Source organism: Paraglaciecola algarum (assembly GCF_021532655.1).
Classification (GTDB): domain Bacteria; phylum Pseudomonadota; class Gammaproteobacteria; order Enterobacterales; family Alteromonadaceae; genus Paraglaciecola; species Paraglaciecola algarum.
On sequence record NZ_JAKGAS010000004.1, the window covers coordinates 332,754 to 346,927 of the forward strand.

Below are 14,174 nucleotides of genomic sequence, written 5' to 3' on the forward strand. Positions count from 1 at the left end.
TTCAGTAAGACTTAATATTCCCACCAAGATTGTTGCCACCAGACTAAAAACTCATCAAAATCGATTGAGCCGTCATGGTTTTTATCAATTAATCCAAAACCTTCTTCAACATGGCTAGCTTTAGTTTTTGGCGATAAAACCGTTAACAACTCGATAAATTCAGTTAAGCCAATTTGACCACTTCCATCTGAATCAAAGAAATCGAACTCTTTGCGGGCTTCGGCAACTTGTTCAGGCGTTAATTTTTTATCTGTCATAGTTTTTTTCAACTTTTGTTTCAATGAGTTAAGTCTACCCCTTCTTAGGAGTATGTGTCCATTGAAATTACCTAATGTCAGCCCGCGAGAACTTAACCGTTAGGTTTTCCCATAGCCGCTCTTTGTGCTCGTCTTGCTGCACCTTTTTGCTGGCGTCTTAATTTAATGGCTTTTCGAGCTTCTAAGCCTAGATGCTCTTCATCTCGTTCGCGGGCTAAATTAACTTGTTTTTCTCTTTCTCTAAAACGGGCGATCTGCTCTTCACTGTGTGTACCGTGACATTTAGGGCAACTTACCCCTGGTTCAAATACGTCACTTTGTTTGTCTTCTTCAGTAATAGGTAGCCTACATGCATAACATTGGTCGTAGTGACTTTTTTCTAAGTCATGATTAACTGCTACACGATTGTCAAACACAAAACAGTCCCCTTCCCACATAGTGTTATCTTTAGGTACATCTTCTAAATATTGTAAAATCCCACCTTCTAGGTGGAATACTTCATCAAAGCCCTGCTCTTTCATATAGGCTGTTGATTTTTCACAACGAATACCACCGGTGCAAAACATGGCGACTTTTTTATGTTTGGCAGGGTCCATATTGTCTTTGACGTATTGGGGAAATTCTCTAAATGAATCGGTTTTAGGATTAACCGCATTTTTAAAGGTGCCAATTTCAATTTCGTAATCGTTACGAGTGTCCACAACAAACACTTCAGGATCAGAAATAAGTGCGTTCCAATCTTTAGGTTTGACATAAGTGCCTACCGTTTTAAGCGGGTCGATACCTTCAACACCTAAAGTCACTATTTCTTTTTTTAATTTCACTTTAGTGCGATGGAATGGTTGGGTTTCATCTAAAGATTCTTTAGTTGAGATAGGGTTAAGACGTTCATCAGCATTTAACCAAGCTAACAAAGCATCAATGGTTTCACGGGTACCAGATACAGTTCCATTTATCCCTTCATGGGCTAAAAGCAAGGTACCTTTGATATTGTTAGACTCCATAAATTGGAGTAACGGCTGACGAAGTTCTTTAAAGTTTTCTAAAGAAACAAATTTATATAACGCACAAACAACATATTTAGAATGTTTTGACATATTTACTACCTTGCGAAATTGGGGCGTAATCCCAGAGCAAAAAATTGGAGCGCGATGTTAGCAAATGTGTTTTAAATAGGCCAGCCTATAACCTTATTTTATTAAAGGTTATTTAAGAGGTGAAGCCTATAGATAGAAACATTCACTGAGAAAGAAAGGAGAAGTGAGTAGTTTACAACAATCGAAAATTATTAATCGCCATTAACACAAAAAGCAATACCTGAATTCTTATAAGTAGTTTAGGTATTGCTTTTTGTTTTTATTTCTAATAATTAACGGGCTGCTTTAATTTTTTTCAAACTGAACATACAAGCAAATGCCATGAAAAATAAACCTAGCGAAGCAGGTCCGGGCACACTAGTAGTATTAGTTTTGGCAATCACACTCACATTATCGACACCTTGATTAAAAAAGAGTTGATTATCTGTTTCAGCAAATCGTAATACATATTCAGTTCCAGCAGAAAAGCCCCCTGCTATATCAAAACTATAAGATGTATAACGGTTAGGGTTTGCTCCAGCATCAGCGCCAGGTGCAACCAAGTTTTGCACAACATCAGCTAAATCAATTGAAAACAAAGAGGCAGTTGAAGTAAGAATATCAACACGAGCATGTTGATTCGCTACACCGGTATGATCCAAACCGATAGGGTCAACAATGACACTTGACGCTTGATTGTTCATAAACATGTCAAATGATATCAATAGTGAATTTGTAAATTCAGGCACAACAAAAGCTTGAGTTAGCGCGTGTGTTCCAGGTCCGCTTTGGTCAGTCACAGCATAAAAATTACCAGACGCAGGGCCAACAGTAGCAGAACCACTTTCAGGAGTAACTAAACCATTGTCAATATGCCACTGCCCACTACTAGTTGCTAAATCTGTAGTAGTCCAGCCAGTGAAATCACCTGTTTCAAATCCACCATTAGTAATAAGTTCGATCATTGCAGCATTAGATGATGACATAGTACCCATCATAAGCCCCAAAGCAATTAATACACTCTTAGTCTTTTTATACATTTTAGTTCCTTATTTATTATTTATTTTCCGCAATCATTGCAAATGATTGCCAAGCAAAAATAAAGCCATTTTATAAGTCATTGAATAATTAATAATAAAAGAAATTAAACTATAAGAACTGTAAAAATAACTGACATTTATATGAGTTGTTTCACCTTTCGAAAAAATTTATTTGCAGTTAAATGAATATAAATCCACTTTAGTTTTTTGCCTTAAATTGACTCTACATGAGAAAAGGGCTGGTTCTTTGAAATTAAAATTTTAGATTGATGGCAACGCCATGCTTTTGATTTACCCCTACTCTATGTTCGCCAATTATCAGCTTACTTTTGTAGGGTGAAACTGGATTATTTAGAAGCCCCGCTTCGCCCAGTTGAACAGCTCGACAAGGACGTCGAGATTGGGTGCCGATCATCATGGACGTGTGTTTGACTACTTTTAGGTGATCACATCAGAATCGCTCTATACGTTGAATCTTAATTGAGTTGATAGCTGGATTAAGAACATATACGTCGAGCGGCCTATTTTGCTTACTTTTCTTGACTGTTTGACCAAATTTATAATGGATAAAAATAAAACAGCTTTAGCTGGCCCGTAGGGTGAAATATAGGGACGTATTTCATAGCAAAAGTCTGTCGAAGCACGAAGCGCATGAATGCGCTTTGAAAATACGTCAGAATGACGGTGAACGAAGTGAATGCCCTGTACGCGAAGCGTATGTTTAGAGTGCGAAACACATAACAAACCTCAAGCGGTGCTTGACTCCATTCCCTGCAAAATATCAAATAAGCCCGTTTCATCAACTTTCACTAAATTATCTGTAGCTTGTTGTAAACGTGTTTGAGTGGGGTAACTACAGTTTGCTAAGACCTCTTCGTTTAGATGTAGGGAATTATTGTGTTGTGAAAGGGGTTCTGGGTGCATAGCTAACCATAAGTGTGCGGTTTGAATATAGCCAGATTTTATCATTTGGCTTGTAGTATTTATGTTTGACCAGCTTTCTGCATCAGCCTTTAACGCAGAGGTCCGGTAATGATGTAAGAATGCTGCATCGGCTATATTTAGTTCAGGCTCTGGGATTTCTTGCAACACTGGACGGTGTAAGTGATTTTGCTCCAGCATTGCCAACAAGAGCCCAAACTTAGCGCCTTGAGTTGTAGCACGGTTAATCGCACCGTTTAATTCACGATCATTAACAAGTATGGGATCATGCCCCTCCTTATTTAAGGTATCAAAATTTAATGTATCAAAATCAACTTTAGGTTCGAGCAAAGCAACATCCAAAAAATACTATTACCTAGGTTATCGATTTTAAAAGCACAGACTTGAATTATCTTTACTAAAAACTTGTGATCGTTAGCACTAATATATCCGTATATTAAGTTGACAGTTAATACCACATCATGAACGATTGAAAGAATATAATGTCTGCTATGTTCTACTTAGTATGATTGACTCATTCAGCGCCTGCACATTTATGAATAAATATTTCCAATTTGCGGCAAGAGGAATTTATGACCAAACAATTTTTTATTAAGCCACTAATTGCTAGTGCCGTCGTTATCACTTTTAGTATTTTATCGCCACAGGTACTTGCCACCAAAAACAGCCCATCTATTACAGTCCAGTCAGATACCAGTTTAATTGACACAAAAATTGTCGGTGGTGAAGTGGCCACTGAGCAAAATTGGCCTTGGATGACGGCTTACGTTATCACTTTTCAAGATTTTATAACTAGCTTGGAAATCAATGGTACAAATTATTCAACAAGGCATTTTACTGAAGGAAAAAGCGGTCAGGTATCAGCCGAATTAGTATCTTGTGGAGACGGGCAACTAGCCTGTGAAAACGTGCAGAACAAAGTCTGTTTAATCGAGCGGGGCACTAATACTTTTGCGGAAAAAGCAAATAACTGCGAAGCGGCCGGTGGTATTGCAGCGATCATCTATAACAATGTTGAGGGTACAATTAGTGGCACAATGGGTACCGATTTCACAGGCACTATTCCACTCGTTGCTATTACTCAGCAAGATGGACAGGCCTTACTAAACTTGCTAGGACAAACAGCTAATTTATCTGTTTCAGCAAGCAGTAGATTACAACAAGATGCCAGTTGTGGTGCCTCATTCTTGGGAGGAAAATGGGTGTTGACTGCAGCCCATTGCGTTGATTCACCTAATGCTTTTTTATTTAAAATGAATATTGGGGAATATGATTTATCAGATGGAGCACAAAATGCGGTAGGCATAGCCAACATATTTATTCATCCAGAATACGATGTAGATGCCATTAATAATGACATTGCCATTATTGAATTGAATGAATCTGTTAATGCACCTGCGATTAAACTAGCTTCCAAAGAAACCACTGAACAATTTGCTCTGGCAAATAGCACCGCCACTGTTGCAGGTTGGGGTGGCCGCACTGGCTACATTGCAGGTGAAGGTGAAACGAGTAACTTTCCAGACATATTGCACAAGGTAGATCTAACCTTAATCAGTAATGATGAATGTCGAGAATCCATAAATTCAATCACAGACGCCATGTTGTGTGCAACGAGCACCCTAGAAAAAGGTTCGTGCCAAGGCGATAGTGGGGGACCACTTGTGGTAGATACGAATACGGGTATCCAACAAGTTGGTATAGTCAGCTTTGGCATTGGTTGCGCCGATACTAATTATCCCGGAGTCTACACTCGGGTCTCTGAATTTACTGACTGGATAGACACTATCTCTACTGGCGTGGCTATAGACCAATTACAAAATTTTGGAGCGGTACCTACAAATATAACTAACACGACAGAACTGCGTGTGGCTAATTACTCAACCGAATCCACTACCCTTACTTTTAGTATTGAAGGCGACAACCAGTTCACTCTAGATGCCAGTAACTGCTCTACTTTAGCAGCAAATGCTACGTGCCAAATTACCGTCAACTATGAAGCTCAATATGCCGGAGAACATTCTGCCAAGGTTATTATCCATTCAGACAATACCAATGTAAAAACTAGCTACAGCCAATTATTAGGTTTTGCAGTGCCATCAGCAGACAACTTAGCTGGCGTTGCTGGTCCTGCGAATAACAAAGTAACCTGGTTTTCTGGTGGTGACATGCCATGGACAAGCAACTCACTTAATGGTGTAGAAAGCGGCGTAATTGCTCATAGGCAAGAAAGTATTTTATTAGCCTTGATCGATGGTGCAGGCACACTTTCGTTTGATTGGGGGGTGTCTTCTGAAGAAAATCTAGACGACCCAGAAGAGCCTTATGATGTATTAGAATTATACGTAGATGGTGAATTAATCGAGTTTATCAGTGGCGAAGTAGCAGTTGGCCCCTACTCAGATGATTCAAATATTTTAGTATTTGGCGAAGGTTTCCACACTATTAGTTGGCGATACTCCAAAGATCCGGCAACGGTAGATGGTCAAGATAAAGGTTTTGTACAAAATGTAACCTTTGTTCCAGCACCTGTGACAACTCCGCCCACGACACCTGAACCGACACCCACGACTCCAGTGAACAACTCATCTAGTGGCGGCAATCTATTTTGGTTATTGTTTGTATTAGGTAGCTTGTATATATACCGAAGGAGTTACTAACTAAAGTTACAATAAATAACGCCAGAAATTATACTGGCGTTATTTATTTAAGAGTTTGAAAGGCTAATAAAATTGCACTAATAAACAGGAAACTGTCTAGCAAAAATATTAGAAGCTTGTATAGTTTTAACCACCGTACAAGGCGTAATAATTTTCACTTGGTCAAAATCTAGATCATTAAAATTATCGGCTATGATCGAGATAAAATTACGTTTTAGTTTACGTGAAACCAGCTCTTCACCAGCTCTTTGTTGGCGTTGCCATACAATAAATAAGTCTCTTTGTTCTGTACTCATAGGCATCGAACCTAGTACCTTGCCATTTTTAATCAACTTAAACTGATAACCGTTGGCAACACTTTGCATTTGACTTGCCATACCTGTAACAGTAAGTGAGATTAATAAAAATCCTAATAAGGGGATTATTTTTTTCATTCTGAAGTTCGTCAAATTGATTGGATAATTAATAAGTCGACGCTGTTTCGAAAAAAGTTTAGTTCAACTGAAAATAAATTTGATAGCGGGAATAGCTCTGTAATTACCATCCATTTTTGAAACAAAAAAAAGCGTGTTCTGAATCAATCAGAGCACGCTTTTCGTAGAATTTTGAGGGTCCATCTCTGCTATCCATTGCAAGTCCATCTTGAGTATATCCTGTACTCCTCCCTCCCGTCTCATTCATCCCGATGAGCCACCCGTCCCGAGTGTGTCCTTAATCCTTTTATCTCATTTCCAAATGAGGCGCCATCCAGCGTATCCTAAATCCTTAATACTTGTTTATCCTATACAAGTCACCCTTCCTGAGTGTGTCCCTAATCCTTTAATCTCGCTTCCAAACGAGGCGCCATACTGACGTGTCCTTAATCCTTTACACTTATTAATCCCTAATAAGCCACACATCTATGTGTTTCCTTATCCTTTCTTTGTAAACTAACAAAGGCTAATCCTTAGCTCCTATTTCTCCATGTTCACTCGTTTTCCTAACAAGTGATTTTCCTTAAATTCCAGTCCATGTAAGCTTGCTACCTTGCAAACTAGACTTCAATCCTGAAGCGTTCCTGTTCTTTCCCTAAGTCATCCTGACTCGTCGTGTTTCCTTGTGACGGGTATAAAGATAGATGAATTATGAGATTGTGCGATGAGGAAAAATTTAAAAACTTAAAAAAATTAGCACTGACTTTAGGTTTGAAAATTAATTTAGTGTAAAAACAATAGGTTAAAAACAACGTAGGTTTTAGGGTGAGGTAATTGAAGCGATAACCTACAAGTTTGTACGAAATCTCTTACATTAAATGTAAGCTATGCTTACGCAGTAATTTAAGCTGGTTCTCGATGTTTAAACATTAAATGACCTTTAATGTGTCCCACTTCTAATTCTTTGATCAATGAATATTTTCCATCTCTAAAAAAAGATAGACATTTAGGTAGTGTAACGTACATACCAATGCCTTCACTTTCAGGGTCTTCAAGCACAATACTGTCAATCGCACTCATCAAAACATGACCTAAACCATGATCTTGTTGATCTGGATGTACACCAATTAAAGATAACATATGAAAACGTTGCGCAGGAATATGCTCTCTTACCTTGGTTTCTTTTTCGACCATTTGTTTAGTACCAAAATAACCGGCTGTGAGCAACATTTTGAGACGCCAATGCCAAAACCTATTCGGGCCTAATGATGCATCGGGGCTCATTACGCAAGCAACCGCTAGTAAACGATCTTCATCAAACAACCCCACCATAGGTTGTTTTGATAACCAAAAAGCGTTTAGTTCTTCACGAATTGCAGATCTTAGACGGGACTCATATCCTTCTTTGTCGAATTGGAATATATCCACAAATAAGGGATCATCATGATAAGCAAGGTACAAAATAGACGCAGCAATTTTCAAATCTTCAGCAGCTAAATACACTGCTTTTACCTTACTCACATCCGCTAATAACTCTTCTTGCAACTCGCTCATCAATCGTACCTTGAATAACTTTTCTATTACTCTACCCCATGCATTATCAGTTGTTAATACTAAAACTGAGTTGAACAAGAATAAATGTAATAAAATTGTTAAAAGCACGCATTAGTGATTTATCAATCGAAAGGCTTTATCTCCCCAGCCATGTAAAATGCCATTTTTAAAGACCAAAGGTGTGCATTCATCTTTAGTTGTTAGGCCATCACCTTCAATTCTTTGTGTTCGATAATAAAGTACTTGATAGGTATCAGTGTCGATTTTATAAAACTCATTAAAATCAGCCAGTCCAAATCGCCCCATAACCTCATCGTAACTTAATTCAGGCGTCAATTTGGCGATCAACTTTCTATTATGATTTTCTTTATCTTTCCAACCCGATTTGTAACCATGCTCTGAATCTCCGCCTACCGAAATAACACAACCAGATAATCCTAAAGAGACGCTAATTAATGTAGCTATGATAATTTTACGCATTATGTTCCTTTTTTAAATATTGAGTAAATTTGTCACTATCTATTCAATAATGAGACCAAAGTTCTAACTAATTGTTTTATATAAAAATGTACTCTTACAGGAGTACTTTGTTATTATGGATTTAGTGATAAAAACAAAAAAGTAGGGATTTTGACCATACACATGAGCAATATTGATTACATTATTAACCTGTGCCACGACATACACGCACAAGGGAAAAAACCTTCGGTTGCGCTTATTAGAAATCAAGCAAGCAAATCACTGCCCATTCCAGAAGTCATAAAAGCACTACAAAATTGGAAGGCAAACCCTAGCCAAACAAAAAAGGTAATTAGCGAGCCCGACACGCCGGCTACTTCAGCCAACACATTAGAAGAAAGGGTAGAATATTTAGAACAAGCATTACAAAAAGTAATACAAGAACTGGAACGACTCAAAAATAGTAACTAAATCTTAATTATTAATAACTACATTAGGCTCTAAGGTTTTAATGAATTCAGCCAAACTAGGTGCAAGGACTTCTGTAGGCTGAACGCCCACTTGCTCTAACATGACTCTTCCAGAGGTGTTATCTAAAGTCAGAATAAAATCCTCTTCATCGGTCAGGCCAAAAAACAAAGTTTCAGGTTGATTTAACCTTCTTTTCATTAATATGTGCCCTATTAGGTTTTGTTGAAGACGTTCAAAATCATCTAGATTCCATGCTTGTAATAGCTGCAGGCGGCCCTTCTCGGTTTTAGCGATTAAATTGTCACTCCAGTACCGAGAATAAAAGGCTTTGATATCTGCATGAATAGTAAAATCTAACGCAGTTTCCATTCCGCTAAAGTCTGCAGTGTCTTTTCGGATCACCGGCTGCCACTCGACTTTCTCGCCAGGGGCTACTTCCTCTGCAGGGCCAACATTGTGCGCATAACATTCAGAAAGCCAATCAGGATCATACTCAACTAACATTTTATTAGGACTTAAAGCGACTTGTGATACATACTTTTGTACAAAGTCATCTAAGGCGGTTATTACTTCTGCACTCACTTCACTACTCTTTTCACTTTCTCACAAAGAGCTAATGTACCATTATTAGAAAAAATTGATATCAAGAGTGTTTGCCCAATAATTCATAAGGTAGACTTACTATATACAGTTAAAAACAAATAGAGATATAGTGAATAATTCAACTGATAAATCAGCCATACTAGACGGTTTAAGTTTAGGAAAGGTCACAGATTACAAAGAGACCTACTCGCCTGAGTTACTCCAAGCCGTGCCTCGTAGCATGAATCGGCAGGAGTTAAACCTAGATAACGTTTTACCATTCACAGGTAGTGACAGATGGAATGGTTACGAATTGTCCTGGTTAAACCCAAAAGGTAAACCTCAGGTAGCTATTTTACGCTGTGAAGTACCAGCCTCATCTGAAAACCTGATTGAATCAAAATCCTTCAAATTATACTTAAACAGTTTTAATCAAAGTGTGTTTACTGGTTTTTCAGAGGTAGAACAAATCATCAGCAAAGATTTATCTCAATGTGCTGCTGAAACTGTCAATGTGAAATTAATTGCGCCATCTCAATTTTCGCAATTAGACATAAATACTTTTGATGCCATTTCAATCGATGATTTAGACATTGAAGTCAATCAGTATCAACTTACCCCGAGTTTACTTTCGACTGATGATAATTATGTGGAAGAAACCTTGGCGAGTGACTTACTCAAATCAAATTGTCTCATTACCAATCAACCTGACTGGGGAAGTGTTTTAATTAGATATCAAGGTAAACAAATCAATCACGAAAGTTTACTGCGATATCTAATTTCATTTAGGCAACACAACGAATTTCATGAACAATGTGTAGAACGTATATTTTGTGACATTATGCAGCATTGCAAACCGAGTAAATTAACGGTTTATGCACGATATACCCGTCGAGGAGGACTAGACATCAACCCATTTAGAAGCAATTTTGAAGATATATATCCAGAGACAAGACTTGCAAGGCAATAATAATTACCTATACATTAAGTGTTAACCTCTTTTTTCACTCAGAGTGACATTACCCCACAAGGCTAAAATCAATATGCAAAGTATTCAGCTCAATCCGTTAGGCACTATGAACCAACTCTCTCAACTGGAAGTTGATTTATTGAATCAATCCGCTAATGGCGAGTTATACAAGGTATTTCGTAATTGTTGTTTAGCCGTTTTGTATAGCGGGGCAGAAATTGATAATAGTGAAAGTATTTTTGCGCCTCATAAAGATTTCAATATTAATCTCATCATTAGAGAGCGTGGGGTAAAAATAGAATTACTTAATCCGCCTGAATTAGCTTTTGTAGACGGTGTATTGATAAAAGGTGTTCACGAGCACTTATTTTCTGTATTGCGGGATTTACTCCACACTGGAGCAAAATATTCAGCCCAGTCTTTAACCTTTAATTCTGATTCCAATTATATTACCCACAGTGTGTTTGACATGTTACGTCACGCAAATGCAATCAGAAATACCGCTGAATTAAACATGGTGGTGTGTTGGGGTGGGCATTCAATTGGAACCGTTGAATACCAATATACTAAAGAAGTGGGGTATCAATTAGGCTTACGAGAACTTAACATTTGTACAGGTTGTGGGCCCGGTGCAATGAAAGGCCCCATGAAAGGTGCAACCATTGGCCATGCTAAACAACGGTATAAAACTGGACGTTACTTAGGCTTAACTGAACCTGGTATTATTGCAGCTGAACCACCTAACGCAATTGTGAATGAGTTAGTGATAATGCCGGATATTGAAAAACGTTTAGAAGCATTTATTCGCCTATCTCACGCTATTGTAATCTTTCCAGGAGGCGCGGGTACAGCGGAAGAGTTATTGTATTTAATTGGCATCATGTTAGACGAACATAATACCCAACAAGTATTACCTATCATCTTAACGGGCCCAGAACAAAGTCGCGGTTACTTTGAGTCACTGGATAAATTCATTGGGGCAACTTTAGGTCAAGTCGCACAAAATTTGTATGAAATTGTCGTCGGCGACGCTAGCGAAGTAGCGAGAGTGATTAAACAAAAACAGCAAGCGATGAGAGACTACCGTAAAGATATTGGTGATTCATATGACTTCAATTGGTCTTTAAAAATAGCGACTGAATTTCAATCCCCATTCGAACCTAGCCATGAAAATATGGCCGCTCTCAATTTACACTTCGAGCAACCTAAAACAGAATTAGCTGCAGCTCTACGTAAAGCCTTTTCTGGAATAGTAGCGGGGAATGTTAAAGCAGAATATGTCAAACTAATCGAACAGCAGGGGCCATATCAACTTAGTGGTGAACCTCTATTAATGGAAATGATGGATGAGTTACTAGAGTCATTTGTTACCCAACAAAGAATGAAATTACCTGGAAGTAATTACGTCCCCTGTTATCAACTCACTAAATAGTTTTATCTTTAACTTTTGCCGTGTCTTGTTAGCGTGCACCCGCATCTAGGCTAAGATACCTATATTTTGCGGCCAGTTAACTGTAATAAAAGGTTAAATTTTATATGATAATTATGGTTTGTTAATAGACAAAAAGTATGAACAAAAAAGTTATAAAAAGAATTGGTGTCGGTGTGTTTTTATACGCTGTTTTTGCCATAGCGGTTGTCAAACTATATCCTGATACCCCTCAGAGTATGGATTGGGAGGATCGTCAAGAATATAATCAAATTCAAATATCTAAACTTGAATTAGGCTTAAGCAAAAAAGATATCTTAAAGTTATTAGGTAGCCCCGATATCACTGAGGCTAAAAAAAGTGCCAATAAAGAATTACAGGTTATGTTTTATCGAACACAACACAAACAAGCTGATGGGATCACCACCCAAGACGAATGCACTGCGTTATTATTTGAAAACAACACCCTTATCGCTTTAGGCAAACATGCTTATCAAGCTTATATAGATGGATAACACTTAGCCGATATGTCTAGCGAAATAATCAAACAACACTATATTTCTCTAGTCAAATTACTCAATATTTATCGTACGAAAAATATAAGTAAACTTCACTTACACGATACACATCGATTTTGCCAAACATTATTAACCGATATAAAAGTCCATCCGGACCTCGTTTTCGCCCAAGCACAGCTCTACAAAGCACAATTACCTTACACTACCAACCTAGCGTTTAACGCTTGCCTTCATGTTTGTTTATTGGGCGTTAGGAATAAAGTAGATGAGTCTGTTTGTGTGCAACTGATGTGTACTGCATTAAGTATCTTAGGTTCGAATCAATCAGCTTTTAGTGCGAATAACTCACAAAATAATCCAAAAGATAAACCACAACTGAAAAAAAATTCATTATTTGCCAACTTATTAAAAAAACATAATCAACATATTTGGCAAGCTACCTATCCATCAATTACTTTTTTAAACCATCAAGATAATGAATCCCTCAAACAGTTAACTAAATTACAAAGCTTATTAGTAATAGGGTATAAATTTTCACTTTTATGCACGCCTAACAAAGCAGGCAAAGAAAGCAAAACGGTCACATTCCATCACGCGTTTAAACAAATAAGTTTGCTTGTTCCAGCTCATTGGTATCAATATTTAACGCCACTTTTAGAATACCCATCCTTAACTCCACCTGGCTCATTTATTAAACATAAGGATAACTCATTACGTATAGTCGTTGCGATAGATGAGCGAGGACTGGTGGTAAAACCTATGCAGGTCAAACCTAAAGCAGTTACAAAAGAAGCTAAGGGTTCTGCTAGTGATATAGAGGTAATATCACGTGATAAAATATCTCAATGTTATGCTGCGCAAAGTATTAATAATATAAGTAAACTTAAATATTGGTGGGATAGTGGTTTTGATTCCTATACTACGGAAAACTCAACGGCTAACCACATTCAACCGTTTACCAAAAAGCTGGCCTTGCAATCGCCTCCTGCTTCACTTTTAGTGATCCAAGATCAATTAACTAATATTAATACAGATATATCTGTTATCACTAAAGCCATAGAAAAAGAACCCAGTTATGTTCAACAGTTAAAACAATCGGCCACGATTGGCAACAGGCAACAACAGCCAGTTGAGTCCATTCAACATGGGCTTGCTATGCTTGGGTATGAACGCACTAGTTGTTTATTATTAGAACATTCTCTTTTGTCTCGTTTAAATCAAGAATATTTTCCCCTACAAAAACAACTGATTGTTTTTAGTAGCTTTTATGCAGCCATTGCCAGTGAATTAGCCTCTCATTGCAAGTTAATGACGATTGAGCTTGTCAGTTCGACCAGTTACTTTGTTTTATCTCGTTTATTCACATTACCGCAGTTAAAAACTCAAATTAATTGGCAGATAAGCCCTAAGAGATATTTTGAGTTAGCTAATTTAATCAATGTTAAAGCTAACGATACTCTGAAAAATGGCGCGATTGTATTAGCTCAAGCTTGGCAACAGAACAATGCAATTATGCGGGCACTGAAATCCTATGATTCGGTGGAAGTATTAAATAATCAAACTAAAAACAATCAACTTGGCTTTATGTTGGGCCTAAGTTTAATAAAAGCCCAAGAGGTGTATTTTGATATACAAATAAACTGTCAGGACACTCAGAAATACCTTGATTCAGCTGTTAATGCATTGAATATTACAGAGCTAGAAATGACACAAATTACTCAAACCGCGATAGATAAATCAGTAATTTATTCACCAATTAATTAAGTACAACCCAACAATATACAAATCCGTCTATGCAAACTT

The 14,174-nt window shown here is 37.6% G+C and carries 14 protein-coding genes; 6 read left to right on the forward strand and 8 right to left on the reverse strand.

What is annotated here, in order from left to right; translation table 11 throughout:
* Nucleotides 1-11: 11 nt before the first annotated feature.
* The 4 genes from L0668_RS09830 to L0668_RS09845 all read right to left on the reverse strand — a co-directional run bounded on the left by L0668_RS09830 (nucleotide 12) and on the right by L0668_RS09845 (nucleotide 3,645).
* The gene (locus L0668_RS09830) at nucleotides 12-257 is read right to left on the reverse strand and encodes an EF-hand domain-containing protein (protein ID WP_235312168.1); all 246 of its coding nucleotides are present in this window, start codon (nucleotides 255-257) and stop codon (nucleotides 12-14) included.
* 92 nt (nucleotides 258-349) lie between these two features.
* Nucleotides 350-1,354, reverse strand: coding sequence for an oxygen-dependent tRNA uridine(34) hydroxylase TrhO (gene trhO, locus L0668_RS09835; protein ID WP_235312170.1), 1,005 nt, complete (start codon nucleotides 1,352-1,354; stop codon nucleotides 350-352).
* 272 nt (nucleotides 1,355-1,626) lie between these two features.
* On the reverse strand, nucleotides 1,627-2,373 hold the full coding sequence (locus L0668_RS09840) for a hypothetical protein (protein WP_235312172.1): 747 nt from the start codon (nucleotides 2,371-2,373) through the stop codon (nucleotides 1,627-1,629).
* 747 nt (nucleotides 2,374-3,120) lie between these two features.
* Nucleotides 3,121-3,645 (reverse strand): VC2046/SO_2500 family protein, encoded by a 525-nt coding sequence (locus L0668_RS09845; RefSeq protein ID WP_235312174.1) that lies wholly within the window; start codon nucleotides 3,643-3,645, stop codon nucleotides 3,121-3,123.
* Between the two features lie 242 nt (nucleotides 3,646-3,887).
* Between L0668_RS09845 and L0668_RS09850 the strand changes: the two genes are divergently transcribed.
* On the forward strand, nucleotides 3,888-5,975 hold the full coding sequence (locus tag L0668_RS09850) for a trypsin-like serine protease (RefSeq protein ID WP_235312176.1): 2,088 nt from the start codon (nucleotides 3,888-3,890) through the stop codon (nucleotides 5,973-5,975).
* A gap of 77 nt (nucleotides 5,976-6,052) precedes the next feature.
* On the opposite strand, the gene L0668_RS09855 is transcribed toward L0668_RS09850, so the two are convergent.
* The 3 genes from L0668_RS09855 to L0668_RS09865 all read right to left on the reverse strand — a co-directional run bounded on the left by L0668_RS09855 (nucleotide 6,053) and on the right by L0668_RS09865 (nucleotide 8,422).
* Nucleotides 6,053-6,409, reverse strand: coding sequence for a hypothetical protein (locus tag L0668_RS09855; RefSeq protein ID WP_235312177.1), 357 nt, complete (start codon nucleotides 6,407-6,409; stop codon nucleotides 6,053-6,055).
* Between the two features lie 882 nt (nucleotides 6,410-7,291).
* Nucleotides 7,292-7,942 (reverse strand): GNAT family N-acetyltransferase, encoded by a 651-nt coding sequence (locus tag L0668_RS09860; protein WP_235312178.1) that lies wholly within the window; start codon nucleotides 7,940-7,942, stop codon nucleotides 7,292-7,294.
* Between the two features lie 111 nt (nucleotides 7,943-8,053).
* Nucleotides 8,054-8,422 carry a DUF3192 domain-containing protein gene (locus L0668_RS09865; RefSeq protein ID WP_235312179.1) on the reverse strand — a complete coding sequence of 123 codons (369 nt, stop codon included), beginning with the start codon at nucleotides 8,420-8,422 and terminating at the stop codon, nucleotides 8,054-8,056.
* A gap of 162 nt (nucleotides 8,423-8,584) precedes the next feature.
* On the opposite strand from L0668_RS09865, the gene L0668_RS09870 reads away from it, so the two are divergent.
* On the forward strand, nucleotides 8,585-8,872 hold the full coding sequence (locus L0668_RS09870) for a hypothetical protein (protein ID WP_235312180.1): 288 nt from the start codon (nucleotides 8,585-8,587) through the stop codon (nucleotides 8,870-8,872).
* A 3-nt stretch (nucleotides 8,873-8,875) separates the two neighbouring features.
* Here L0668_RS09870 and syd read toward each other — a convergent pair whose 3' ends face one another.
* Nucleotides 8,876-9,454, reverse strand: coding sequence for a SecY-interacting protein (gene syd, locus L0668_RS09875; protein ID WP_235312181.1), 579 nt, complete (start codon nucleotides 9,452-9,454; stop codon nucleotides 8,876-8,878).
* A 130-nt stretch (nucleotides 9,455-9,584) separates the two neighbouring features.
* On the opposite strand from syd, the gene queF reads away from it, so the two are divergent.
* The 4 genes from queF (at nucleotide 9,585) to L0668_RS09895 (ending at nucleotide 14,135) form a co-directional block, all read left to right on the forward strand.
* Nucleotides 9,585-10,424 carry an NADPH-dependent 7-cyano-7-deazaguanine reductase QueF gene (gene queF / locus L0668_RS09880; protein ID WP_235312182.1) on the forward strand — a complete coding sequence of 280 codons (840 nt, stop codon included), beginning with the start codon at nucleotides 9,585-9,587 and terminating at the stop codon, nucleotides 10,422-10,424.
* A 73-nt stretch (nucleotides 10,425-10,497) separates the two neighbouring features.
* On the forward strand, nucleotides 10,498-11,856 hold the full coding sequence (gene ppnN, locus L0668_RS09885) for a nucleotide 5'-monophosphate nucleosidase PpnN (RefSeq protein WP_235312184.1): 1,359 nt from the start codon (nucleotides 10,498-10,500) through the stop codon (nucleotides 11,854-11,856).
* A gap of 137 nt (nucleotides 11,857-11,993) precedes the next feature.
* The gene (locus L0668_RS09890) at nucleotides 11,994-12,368 is read left to right on the forward strand and encodes a DUF3192 domain-containing protein (protein WP_235312186.1); all 375 of its coding nucleotides are present in this window, start codon (nucleotides 11,994-11,996) and stop codon (nucleotides 12,366-12,368) included.
* A 12-nt stretch (nucleotides 12,369-12,380) separates the two neighbouring features.
* Nucleotides 12,381-14,135, forward strand: a complete 1,755-nt coding sequence (locus L0668_RS09895; RefSeq protein WP_235312188.1) for a hypothetical protein — start codon at nucleotides 12,381-12,383, stop codon at nucleotides 14,133-14,135.
* The last annotated feature ends 39 nt before the right edge of the window (nucleotides 14,136-14,174 follow it).

Bases quoted from the DNA above. Each gene is read 5' to 3' on its own strand.
- L0668_RS09830 (WP_235312168.1), bottom strand. From the start codon at position 257: ATGACAGATAAAAAATTAACGCCTGAACAAGTTGCCGAAGCCCGCAAA.
- ppnN (WP_235312184.1), top strand. From the start codon at position 10,498: ATGCAAAGTATTCAGCTCAATCCGTTAGGCACTATGAACCAACTCTCT.
- L0668_RS09870 (WP_235312180.1), top strand. From the start codon at position 8,585: ATGAGCAATATTGATTACATTATTAACCTGTGCCACGACATACACGCA.
- L0668_RS09890 (WP_235312186.1), top strand. From the start codon at position 11,994: ATGAACAAAAAAGTTATAAAAAGAATTGGTGTCGGTGTGTTTTTATAC.
- L0668_RS09850 (WP_235312176.1), top strand. From the start codon at position 3,888: ATGACCAAACAATTTTTTATTAAGCCACTAATTGCTAGTGCCGTCGTT.
- L0668_RS09840 (WP_235312172.1), bottom strand. From the start codon at position 2,373: ATGTATAAAAAGACTAAGAGTGTATTAATTGCTTTGGGGCTTATGATG.
- L0668_RS09895 (WP_235312188.1), top strand. From the start codon at position 12,381: ATGTCTAGCGAAATAATCAAACAACACTATATTTCTCTAGTCAAATTA.
- L0668_RS09855 (WP_235312177.1), bottom strand. From the start codon at position 6,409: ATGAAAAAAATAATCCCCTTATTAGGATTTTTATTAATCTCACTTACT.
- trhO (WP_235312170.1), bottom strand. From the start codon at position 1,354: ATGTCAAAACATTCTAAATATGTTGTTTGTGCGTTATATAAATTTGTT.
- L0668_RS09860 (WP_235312178.1), bottom strand. From the start codon at position 7,942: ATGAGCGAGTTGCAAGAAGAGTTATTAGCGGATGTGAGTAAGGTAAAA.
- L0668_RS09865 (WP_235312179.1), bottom strand. From the start codon at position 8,422: ATGCGTAAAATTATCATAGCTACATTAATTAGCGTCTCTTTAGGATTA.